The following is a 10,609-nucleotide window of genomic DNA, read 5'->3' as shown; positions in this document are numbered from 1 at the left end:
TTTAGTGAAATATCTAAAACTATATCTTTTTCTAGAACACCAGATAAGCCTTTTGCACCAGTATCCCAATCACCATGACCTGGATCTATACAAACTACTATTTTATTATCTGTATTATTATTACTAGTAGTTGAAGCTGTAATATTTTTATTAACAGAAGACTTTTTACTAAATAATAAAAAAAGTGAAAATACTATAATACAAATAAATAAAAGGCTAAATCGAAATATTAATTGTCTTCTTTTTTTACGCTTATAAAGAAGTTTTCTTTTGTATGCAATATCAAACTTAGGTTTTGCCATATAAATTTCCTCTTATTTCATAATAATTTACATAATATAATTATACTAACAATATAGTTAAATGTAAATAAATGGAAAAGAATAAGTGTTATGTCATTGGTTGATAATATATAAATATTGATATAAACTATAATAAAAGGGGGAAGGACCATGCCTAAAGTTTTACAAAATCCAAGAGAAACAATACTAAAAGAAGGTTATAAGCTATTAGAAGCTAAAGGTTATAAAAATTTTAGCATGAGAGAACTTGCCAATAGATGTGATATTGGCCTAGGGACAGTATATAATTATTTTGCCAATAAGATGTCTTTAGTTAGAGAAATATTTAATGAGATATGGATAAATATAATAGAAGATTTAAGAACTGTTAAAGTAAAAGAAATATCCTTTGAAGAAAAAATAAAATTAATATATTTAGGATTAGAAAAGTTTTTAATATATCATAGAGAAGTGTTTTTTGAACTTACAAAGGAAGAAAAATTAGATGAAGATAATAAATCTCATTCTTGTCCTAAATATAATTTATTAGATGAATTATATTTAATTATTGATGAAATAATTGAATTGCATAAAGAAAATAAAGATATAACTATGAATATTGAAACTAGAAAGTTAACATCTTTTTTAATAAACAATATGATAACTTTATCTATGAAGAATGCTGATTTTTCTATAGAAGATTTATTGTATATAGTAAGAAATAATTTATAAAGGAGACAGCTATTTGTATGAATTGGTTAAATAAACTGGAAAGAAAAATAGGAAAGTTTTATATAAGGAATTTAATGCTAATTATTATTTGTGGTCAAATATTAGTTTTTGCATTTAGTTATATGGGCAGAGATATAGCTGATATGTTAATTTTAAATAAAAATGCGGTGATGAGTGGAGAAGTTTGGAGACTTATAACCTTTATATTTGTTCCATCAAGTTATTCTATAATTTCATTTATATTTTCAATGTATTTTTATTACTTAGCTGGTACTGGACTAGAGCATCAGTGGGGGGGATTTAAATTTAATTTTTATTACCTTATAGGAATGATTACTACTATTATTGTTGTAATGATATCTGGAGTTAGTGCTACTGGAACCTTTATTAATCTTTCATTATTTTTAGCCTTTGCTAAGGTGTATCCAAACTTTCAAATATTATTATTTTTTATATTACCAATTAAGGTTAAATACTTAGCCATATTTAACTGGCTTGCTATAGGATATAGCTTCTTATCAGCAGCATCAATTGGAGGTAAAATATTAACTTTAGTTCCACTTCTAAACTTTTTCTTGTTCTTTGGAAAAGAGGTCTTTACAGGTACAACTACTGGTGCTATAAATTATAGAAGACAACAAAAGTTTAAATCACAGATAAAAGAAAGAGAAATTATTCATAAATGTGTAGTTTGTGGAATTACAGAAAAGGAAGATCCTAAAATGGAATTTAGATATTGTTCTAAATGTTCAGGGAAAAAGTGTTATTGTGAAAATCATATAAGAAATCATGAACATAAGTGATAATATAGTGTAATATTATTAAGTAGAAATCTTTATACGGATGGTAAGGTAAAGGTATTTAAAGATACTTTTACCTTTTTTGATTTTAAAGGAGATGTAATGGTTTTTATCAGTATTATTAAATAATTACTATTAAATAATAGTGATAGTAATTATTAATTTAATGATGTATAATAGAATGGAATAAAATTTGACTATTAATCGAAAAATATAGAAAAAGTTCATAACTAAGAAGGGAAGAAACATGGAAAATAACGAGTTAAAAAAGATTTATGATAATCCACTGCATATAAGATATATAGACAATCCAAGTGAAGAAGTAATCTTAGAAGCAGTTAAGAAAAATGGATTGGCAATAAAGTATGTAAAAAATCCAAGTAATACTATAAAGGGAATAGCTATTAAAAGTAATCCATTAGCTATTGAATATATTGAAGATTTAGATGAAGAAAATGCTGTTTTAGCAGTTAGGTTACTTTGGAATTCATTAAAGTATATTAAAAATCCTACAGATAGAGTCAAACTTGAAGCAGTAAATGCTAAGGGGTGGGCTATTCAGTTTATAGAAAATCCTACTGAAGAAATTCAATTAAAGGCAGTTTCAAAGGATTATGATTCAATAAAGTATATAAAGGAACCATCAGAAAAGGTTCAATTGGCTGCAGTTAATAAGTATTGGGCAGCTATAAAATTTATTAATAACCCTACATTGGAAGTTAGAAGAGAAGCTATTAGAGGAAATGAAGAAGCTATTAATTATATTAACTTTAATTTAGATGAATTAAAAATATTAATTGGAGATAATATAAAAATCGTTAAATACGTATATGATTCTATTGATGTAGATTTTGTTGTTAATGTTGTTATTGAAAAAGTAAAAGAAGAATCAATTGATGAAAAGTATATAAAGGACTTTTTAGAATTAGAAATACTAGAGATGAATAAAATTAATTTTATAAAAGCATATGGAAGTAAGAAAGCTAAAGTATTTTTAGTGGATTATAAACTTTCAAGATAAATAGAGGTGAGAAGATGAAATTTTCAGAAGCTATAAATACTGTTGAACTAGTATTAGAATCAGGTAGTGTTCCTTTAGTAATTGGTGAAGCAGGTATAGGAAAGACTTCATTAGTAAAAAGAATATGTAATGAAGAAAATTATTATTTAGTAAACATAGATGCAAATCTATTAAAAGAAGGAGAAATCGGTGGACTTCCAATTGTAGATAGCGGTAGGACAAGATATGCAACTCATTATAAACTAATAGAAATTGATAATGCTATATCAGATAATAAATATAATGGAGTAATGCTATTTATAGATGAACTTAATAGATGTGAGCATGCAGTTCAACAAGAACTTATGAATTTAATATTAAATAGAGAAATTAATGGATATAAGTTAAATGAAAATGTAAAAATAATGGCAGCAATGAATCCTTCTAACAAGTATGATGGATTTGAAGATACTGACTATCAAGTAGTAGATATGGATAATGCACAAGAAGATAGATTTGTTTGGGTGGAACTAAGCTCAGATATTAAGGAATGGTTGAAATGGGCTATGAATGGTGAAGTAAATGTACATGATCACATTATAGAGTTTTTATCTAATTTCCCTGAATTCTTAAATGTTACCAATTCAAATGAATCAATTAAAGCAACTCCAAGAAGCTGGGAGAGAGTTGCTAAAGCGTATAATGTTTATTTAAGAAAGATTGAAAATTACTCAATAGATACTTTTTATAATGTAGTTAAAGGAAATGTGGGAGTAAGTATTGCAACTGACTTTATTAATTATATTAAAAATATAAAGAATCCGTTAATTAAACCAGAGGATTTATTCTCTTACTTAATTTTACCTGTAGAAGTGAAAGAACAATTAAGAGGAGAAAGTCATTCAAGATTATATATACTAGCTAAGAATTCAATAAGATATCTAAATGAAAATAATAATGAAGTAAATAGAAAGTTATTTGCAGATTTATTAACTTGTTATCCAAAGGATTTAAGACTTGGTATTATGAAAGAGATAAAGGGCGATTTAAAAGAAGAAACCTATATGGATTTATTATATGAAGATATGTTCTTAGATTCCTTCTTTAGTATTTATGAATAGGATGAGATCTTATGAGTTTTGAAGAAAGAAGAGATAGCTTATTAAAGCAAGCTTTAGATATAAAAGAAAATGGAGAAATTTATAGCGGATTTGAAAGAGAGTTTTTTTCATTAGTTGAAACTGTAATTATTGATATGCTTGAAGGCGAAGATGGTTTCTTCGGACAATTTATGGTTAGGATAGAAAGAAGTATTAGATTTAATATTACCTGGCCTTTAGCAACAATACCTAAAATGCAAGGCTTTAGAATGTACTTTAATCCATTACTATTCTTAGCTTGTGATAAAAGAGAAATGCAAGCATTATTTAAACATGAGATTTATCATATTATGTATGGACATCATGAAAGAGAAAGAATTCTTAAACAAAAATATACTAATCTTGCAGTTAATTTATCAGTAGATATATCTATTAATCAATTTATAAAAAACCTTCCTATGTATAGTTATAAGATTGAAAGAGTTAACAAAGAGTATGGCTCTAATTTAACGGAAGATAAGCCAATTGAAATATATGCTGAACAAATTGAGAAAGCAATTAAATCTAAGTTAACAAATACTATGAAGGATGACAAAAACAATGATATAGGTGAAATGATAGATATTTCTAAAGCTCATGATGTGTGGGAAGAAAGTACTCTTACTCAAGATTCTATTAGAGACTTAACTAAGAAAACTGCCATTGGTTCTTATAAAGGAAAAGCTCCAAAGGACATAGTAGGAATTATTGACTCTTATACTGAAAAAGCAGAGATATCTTGGCAAGATGCTCTTAAGAAGGTAATACCTTCATTAAGAGCAGGAGAAAAGAAAACTATAATGAGAAGAAATAGAAGACAACCTGAGAGGTTAGATTTAAGAGGAACACTTCCTAATAATGTTCCAGAGGTTATAGTTGCTTTAGATATAAGTGCTTCTATGAGTGAAGAGGAGTTCAATAAGATTTTAATTGAAGTCTTAGAAATTACTAGAACTAGAACAAATAAAATAACTGTAATAGAATGTGATAATGAAATAAGACGTATATATGAAATAAAATCAAAAAATGATATTAAAAAGAGATCTTCTAAAAATGGATCTACGAAATTCTCACCAGTATTTAGATATATAAGAGAAAACAACTTAAGAAATTCTGTATTAATTTATTTTACAGATGGAGTTGGAGAAAAGGAATTAGAGGTAAAGCCTTTCAAATCTAATACAATATGGGTAATAACTGGAGATGAAGAATTATCTTTAGAAGAACCATTTGGAGAAATAAAGAGAATTTTTGTTCAGGTTGAAAAAGGTGAAGGTGGAACTGCTGGACTTGATATGATAAAAGAATATCAACAAGAGCATGGAAGGTACTACTAATAAATATAAAATAAATATTTAAAACTAATTTAAAGTATTATGGAGGCTCCTTAAGGAGTCTCTTTTTGTTTGCAAATTAAGGATTAGTATCCATTTTAGTAGCTTACAACAGGAGGTATATGAATACTGGAAAAAAAGAATAATTTATGATATAATAAATTTTATGTGGGGGTGTATTATGAAATCTTTTAGAATAAGCAAGAATGCTAGTGTCTTATTAATTATTTTTGTTTTGTTTGTTAGTTTACTCATAAACGTATACACTTCAATAATGAACTCTCGATATAAAATAATAATAGGTAAAGAAACATATAAGTGTATTGAAGAAATTAGAAGCAGAAACGAAAGTTCACTAGCTATTTTAGACCAGTGTCTAAAAGCAAAAAGCGTTAGTAATGAAGAGCTATTATCTTTATATAAGAATTATAGCTCTATATCAAAGGAATATACTGCTTTATGGATAAGTTATAAAGAGTATGGGAAAGAAGAAATAATTTCAATAAATAGAAAATCTAAAATTCCAAATAAAATACCGACAGAAGTGTATTCAAGAGTGGAAAGTTTACTATTTGAACAATTAAATTATGAAATGAGAACTAATAATGAAAAAGTAATTTTAGTGGGAGATGCATTAGATAATTTTACTGAAATATATAATTTAACTAGTGAACTTAATAGCTTTTATAAAGATTTTAACGAAACCAAGTTAAAAGATGTAGATATTGATGATAGGGAAATTACATATATCAAAAAATCTTATTGGATAGATATTTTAGATGGTATGAATACTGTGATTGAACCTTATTCAGATTATGAATTTACATTTAAAGAATAATATTTAGGAGATGGAAACTATTTTTTATAGTTAATCATCTCCTTTTTTATATTATNTTGTTATATATTATTATATAGATGATAAATAATACTATTTGATAAAATCTTAATAAGCAATATAGTATTAAGGAGGTAGGTTATGAATTTAAATAGAAATGATCAATGTTGGTGTAATAGTGGTAAGAAATACAAGAAGTGCCACTTGGAATTTGATGAGAAATTAGAGGTATTAAAGCATAAAGGTTATGAAGTTCCAACAAGAGATATGATAAAGAATGAAGAACAAATTCAAGGAATAAGGGAAAGTGCAAAAATTAATAATGCAGTGTTGGATTTAGTTCAAGAAAAAATAAAATTAGGTATGAACACAGAGGAAATTGATAAGTTAGTTCATGATTTTACTGTTAATAGTGGAGCTATTCCTGCACCATTAAATTATGATGGTTATCCAAAGAGCGTATGTGTATCAATTAATGATATAGTATGTCATGGAATACCAAGTGAAGACACAGTACTAATGGATGGTGACATAGTTAATGTTGATGTATCAACTATATATAATGGATATTATTCAGATGCTTCAAGAATGTTTATGATTGGAAATGTATCTGAAGAAGATGAAAAACTAGTTAGAGTTACTAAGGAATGTTTAGATAAGGGATTAGCAGCAGTAAAGCCATGGGGATTCTTAGGTGATATTGGAGCTGTTATTCAAGAGCATGCAGAAGCGAATGGATTTTCAGTAGTAAGAGCCTTTGGTGGTCATGGAGTTGGAATAGAGTTTCATGAAGAACCTTTTGTTGCCCATGTTGGAGAAAGAGGGGAAGGAATGGTTTTAGTTCCTGGAATGGTATTTACTATTGAGCCAATGCTTAATCAAGGAGACTATGAAGTTTTTGTGGATGAAGATGATGATTGGACTGTATTTACAGCAGATGGTGGATATTCAGCACAATGGGAATACACAGTATTAGTTACAGAAGATGGAGCAGAAATTATTGCATGGTAATATTTAGATAGAGGCACTTATGTGCCTTTTCTTATAAAAAAAACTCAAGCCATAAGCTTGAGTTTTTTTTATGTTATCAAATTATTATTGATAATTAGTGACATCCGCCACCGCAAGATCCACATCCGCCACTTTCAACTTCAATTAAAGGTTTAAGAGATAATCCTCTTCCTTCATTTTCATCAGTTGAAAGTAATCTAAATCCACCGAATTCATCTACTAATTTTTCTTCTACAACGAAAACTATATCATTAACTTTTTGAGTTAAATCTCCATCCTTTACGTCATCAACAGATATATTAAAAGAAGGACCACTACATCCAAATCCAGCTAAGTTGATTCTGATGCTGTAATTATCTACTTCATTTTCGTCTAAAAATCCTTTGAATTCTTGGTAAGCTTCTTCACTTATTAAAATCTTATCCATATTTTCACCTTCTATTTCTAAATGATAATTTATATCACTAGTATAACATAGTAATTTTAAATATCAAGTGTTTTTTTATGCAAAACATAGTAAAATTTTATAAATAATTATTGTCATTATATTATATGATAAATATAATTATATTTATAAGTAACTTGACATTTAAGTAGAAGGGATGTTTTATTTTGAAACCGTATGATAATAACTATGTGTATGATAAAGTTAAAGAATATAATGCTTCCATATCTGAAGGAAGAATTGGAAGCTTTGAGATAATAAAGAAAAGTAATAATAGTGATTTTATAGATGGATATATGTATAGAAGAAAGGGGAGAATAAATGCAGATATTATAGAACTACAAGGACCTGATAATATTTGGATGAGAATATCGCCTCTTGAAATAGAAAGCTCATATATGTTTATTAAACATGCTAAAGGAAAAGTGGGTGTAGTAGGTTTAGGTCTTGGATATGTAGCTCAAGAATTAGCAAAAAAGCCAAATGTAAGTGAAGTTGTAGTTTATGAGCAAGAAAAGGATGTTATAGATTTATATTATTCAAGTTTTGAAAGAAATGAAAAGATAAAAATAATAAATAAAGATGCTTTTGAAGCTAATAGCGAAGACTTTGATTATTTTTATGTAGATATTTATGAATATAAATTACGTTCTAGGGTAGTAGAAGATTATGTAAAGTTTAATGAAATACATAAAATAGAAGAGTATTTATTTTGGGGAATGGAGCATTTCCTTTTAAGCTGCAAATATGAAGAAATAGTATGGGTATATATACCTGAATTATGGATGGAAATTAGTAAGAGTATATTTGCAGCACTCCAAGAAGCTAATTTGTTGAAATATTATAAGCCACTTGATGAAAAGTTAGTAAGTAAAGTGCTAGCTGACTTTAAAGAAGCATTAGATTATTAAACTAAGGAAAAGAATATTAAAGTTATAGCTATGTTTAATTTAAATTATATAGTGGATTTATTTCAACAGTATAGTATGTATTCAATTCCAATATCTTTACTTATAAGCATAATAATTGCTTTATTAGGAGTTGTTCCATCCATATTTATTACTGGAGCTAATATAGTGTTTTTTGGTCCAATTTGGGGTTTTATAATTTCTTTATTAGGAGAAGTAATAGGTGGATATATAACCTTTATAGTATATAGATTGGGATTTAAAAAAGGTGTAGAAAATATTAAAGATAAACATAAATTATTAAAAGCGATTTCAGAAGGAAGAGGAAAGAAAGTGGGTTTATTAATTTTTGAAGGCAGATTAATACCATTTATACCTTCTGGTTTTGTAACTTTAGCAGCAGCTATAAGTAATATAAATGGAACTATCTTTAATTTAGCAACATTTTTAGGAAAGATACCATCTATAGCCCTTGAAGCTTTAATTAGTTATGATTTAATTAATATTCAACAAAATTATATAAGATTAGGGTTTACCTTAATTGGAATATCTCTATTATATTTTACAATAAAAAAATTAAGGGTAAATAATGAAAGCAATTGAAGTGGAATTATTAAATAAATAAAAAAGGCACCAAAGTGCCTTTTTTTATTTAAGTGTATTAAAGAAATTTATTTAACTACTATATTTACTAATCTTCCTTTAATAACGATAACTTTAACTATATTTTTTCCTTCAGTTGCAGCTAATATATTTTCATTAGCTAATGAAGCAGCTTTAATTCCTTCTTCATCTAAATCTGTAGGAACATTAATTTTAGCTTTTATCTTTCCATTAACTTGAATTGCAATTTCAACTTCATCTTTAACTAAAGCTTTAGCATCAAATGCTGGCCATGGTTGATTAAAGATTGAATACTCTAATCCAAGTAAACTCCATTGTTCTTCAGCAAAGTGAGGAGCAAATGGTGCTAATATCTTTAAGAAGTCCATACAAGTATTCTTTAAGAATTCTAAGTTCTTAACATCTTCTTGTAGATATTTAGATAAAGCATTTACAAATTCCATCATTCTTGCGATTGCAGTATTGAATTGCATTTTATCAGAATCTTCAGTTACGCCTTTAATTGCATTGTGTAACCAGAAGTTTAATTCTTTTTCTGCTTTATCCATAGTAGTTTTGTTATTTTCACCTTTTTCTATAGATTCTCTTGCAGTTTCAAGGTATCTTTCAATTCTGTCTACAAATCTTGCAACAGATTTAAGTCCGTCATCACTCCAAGCACCACCTTCAACATAGGCAAATCCAAACATTAAATACATTCTAAATACATCAGAACCATATTCAGAAATATAATCATTTGGAGAAATAGTATTTCCTTTTGATTTACTCATTTTTAATCCATCTGGACCAAGTATTAAACCTTGGTGAGTTAATGATTTAAAAGGTTCATCAAAATCTAAGTATCCCATATCACGAAGAGCCTTAGTTATAAATCTAGCATATAATAAGTGCATACAAGCATGTTCTGGGCCACCAACGTATTTATCTACAGGAAGCATTTTATTTACTATATCTTTATCAAATGCTTTTTCTGTATTATTACTATCTGGATATCTTAATTGATACCAAGATGAACAAACGAAAGTATCTAAAGTATCAACTTCTCTCTTAGCTGCTTTTCCACACTTTGGACAAGTTGTATTTACAAATTCATTACATTTAGCAAGTGGTGATTTTCCATCTGGTGCAAATTCAACGTTGTATGGAAGTTCAACTGGTAATTGACTTTCAGGAACTGCAACTGTTCCACAATCATCACAATGTATTATTGGAATTGGTGCACCCCAATATCTTTGTCTAGATACAAGCCAATCTCTTAATCTATAATTAACTTTTGCTGAACCAAGGTTCATAGAAGATAACTTTTCAACTATTTTTTCTTTTGCTTCTTCAGTTGTAAGTCCATCGAATTCACCTGAATTAACTAATTTACCATATTCACAATAAGGTAATTCTTCATTTTTACCATTTTTACTAGTAATAACTCTTTCAATTGGTAAATTGAATTTAGTTGCAAAAGCAAAATCTCTTTCATCATGAGCTGGAACAGCCATAACAGCA

12 protein-coding genes are annotated in these 10,609 nt (G+C 27.4%); 9 read left to right on the top strand and 3 right to left on the bottom strand.

Annotation, left to right across the window (positions count from 1 at the left end; all coding sequences use genetic code 11):
• On the bottom strand, positions 1 to 302 hold a 302-nt coding region (locus tag HUJ77_RS12410; RefSeq protein ID WP_291709083.1), incomplete at its 3' end, for an N-acetylmuramoyl-L-alanine amidase.
• A gap of 150 nt (positions 303 to 452) precedes the next feature.
• Here HUJ77_RS12410 and HUJ77_RS12405 point away from each other — a divergent pair.
• From HUJ77_RS12405 to HUJ77_RS12375, 7 genes are all read left to right on the top strand, one after another.
• Positions 453 to 1,013, top strand: coding sequence for a TetR/AcrR family transcriptional regulator (locus HUJ77_RS12405; protein WP_291709081.1), 561 nt, complete (start codon positions 453 to 455; stop codon positions 1,011 to 1,013).
• Positions 1,014 to 1,030: 17 nt separating this feature from the next.
• On the top strand, positions 1,031 to 1,816 hold the full coding sequence (locus HUJ77_RS12400; RefSeq protein ID WP_291709079.1) for a hypothetical protein: 786 nt from the start codon (positions 1,031 to 1,033) through the stop codon (positions 1,814 to 1,816).
• Between the two features lie 244 nt (positions 1,817 to 2,060).
• A complete protein-coding gene (locus HUJ77_RS12395; RefSeq protein WP_291709077.1) occupies positions 2,061 to 2,834 on the top strand; it encodes a hypothetical protein in 774 nt (257 codons plus the stop codon).
• A gap of 14 nt (positions 2,835 to 2,848) precedes the next feature.
• Positions 2,849 to 3,934, top strand: a complete 1,086-nt coding sequence (locus HUJ77_RS12390) for an AAA family ATPase (protein WP_291709076.1) — start codon at positions 2,849 to 2,851, stop codon at positions 3,932 to 3,934.
• Positions 3,935 to 3,945: 11 nt separating this feature from the next.
• Positions 3,946 to 5,289: a VWA-like domain-containing protein gene (locus HUJ77_RS12385; protein ID WP_291709075.1), complete on the top strand. Its 1,344-nt coding sequence runs from the start codon at positions 3,946 to 3,948 to the stop codon at positions 5,287 to 5,289.
• A gap of 178 nt (positions 5,290 to 5,467) precedes the next feature.
• Positions 5,468 to 6,124 carry a hypothetical protein gene (locus tag HUJ77_RS12380; protein ID WP_291709074.1) on the top strand — a complete coding sequence of 219 codons (657 nt, stop codon included), beginning with the start codon at positions 5,468 to 5,470 and terminating at the stop codon, positions 6,122 to 6,124.
• A 138-nt stretch (positions 6,125 to 6,262) separates the two neighbouring features.
• Positions 6,263 to 7,132 (top strand): methionyl aminopeptidase, encoded by an 870-nt coding sequence (locus HUJ77_RS12375; RefSeq protein WP_291709073.1) that lies wholly within the window; start codon positions 6,263 to 6,265, stop codon positions 7,130 to 7,132.
• 94 nt (positions 7,133 to 7,226) lie between these two features.
• Here HUJ77_RS12375 and HUJ77_RS12370 read toward each other — a convergent pair whose 3' ends face one another.
• On the bottom strand, positions 7,227 to 7,559 hold the full coding sequence (locus tag HUJ77_RS12370; RefSeq protein WP_291709072.1) for a HesB-like protein: 333 nt from the start codon (positions 7,557 to 7,559) through the stop codon (positions 7,227 to 7,229).
• 185 nt (positions 7,560 to 7,744) lie between these two features.
• Between HUJ77_RS12370 and HUJ77_RS12365 the strand changes: the two genes are divergently transcribed.
• Positions 7,745 to 8,488, top strand: a complete 744-nt coding sequence (locus HUJ77_RS12365) for a hypothetical protein (protein WP_291709071.1) — start codon at positions 7,745 to 7,747, stop codon at positions 8,486 to 8,488.
• A gap of 30 nt (positions 8,489 to 8,518) precedes the next feature.
• Positions 8,519 to 9,088 (top strand): VTT domain-containing protein, encoded by a 570-nt coding sequence (locus HUJ77_RS12360; RefSeq protein WP_291709070.1) that lies wholly within the window; start codon positions 8,519 to 8,521, stop codon positions 9,086 to 9,088.
• A gap of 68 nt (positions 9,089 to 9,156) precedes the next feature.
• On the opposite strand, the gene HUJ77_RS12355 is transcribed toward HUJ77_RS12360, so the two are convergent.
• On the bottom strand, positions 9,157 to 10,609 hold a 1,453-nt coding region (locus HUJ77_RS12355; protein ID WP_291709069.1), incomplete at its 5' end, for a class I tRNA ligase family protein.

This window comes from Clostridium sp. (assembly GCF_021443865.1).
GTDB lineage: Bacteria > Bacillota > Clostridia > Clostridiales > Clostridiaceae > Clostridium.
This window is presented reverse-complemented; position numbering and strand designations above follow the sequence as displayed.

Coding starts and splice junctions, on each gene's coding strand:
- HUJ77_RS12385 (WP_291709075.1), top strand. CDS start 3,946: ATGAGTTTTGAAGAAAGAAGAGATAGCTTATTAAAGCAAGCTTTAGAT.
- HUJ77_RS12375 (WP_291709073.1), top strand. CDS start 6,263: ATGAATTTAAATAGAAATGATCAATGTTGGTGTAATAGTGGTAAGAAA.
- HUJ77_RS12390 (WP_291709076.1), top strand. CDS start 2,849: ATGAAATTTTCAGAAGCTATAAATACTGTTGAACTAGTATTAGAATCA.
- HUJ77_RS12405 (WP_291709081.1), top strand. CDS start 453: ATGCCTAAAGTTTTACAAAATCCAAGAGAAACAATACTAAAAGAAGGT.
- HUJ77_RS12360 (WP_291709070.1), top strand. CDS start 8,519: ATGTTTAATTTAAATTATATAGTGGATTTATTTCAACAGTATAGTATG.
- HUJ77_RS12370 (WP_291709072.1), bottom strand. CDS start 7,559: ATGGATAAGATTTTAATAAGTGAAGAAGCTTACCAAGAATTCAAAGGA.
- HUJ77_RS12400 (WP_291709079.1), top strand. CDS start 1,031: ATGAATTGGTTAAATAAACTGGAAAGAAAAATAGGAAAGTTTTATATA.
- HUJ77_RS12395 (WP_291709077.1), top strand. CDS start 2,061: ATGGAAAATAACGAGTTAAAAAAGATTTATGATAATCCACTGCATATA.
- HUJ77_RS12380 (WP_291709074.1), top strand. CDS start 5,468: ATGAAATCTTTTAGAATAAGCAAGAATGCTAGTGTCTTATTAATTATT.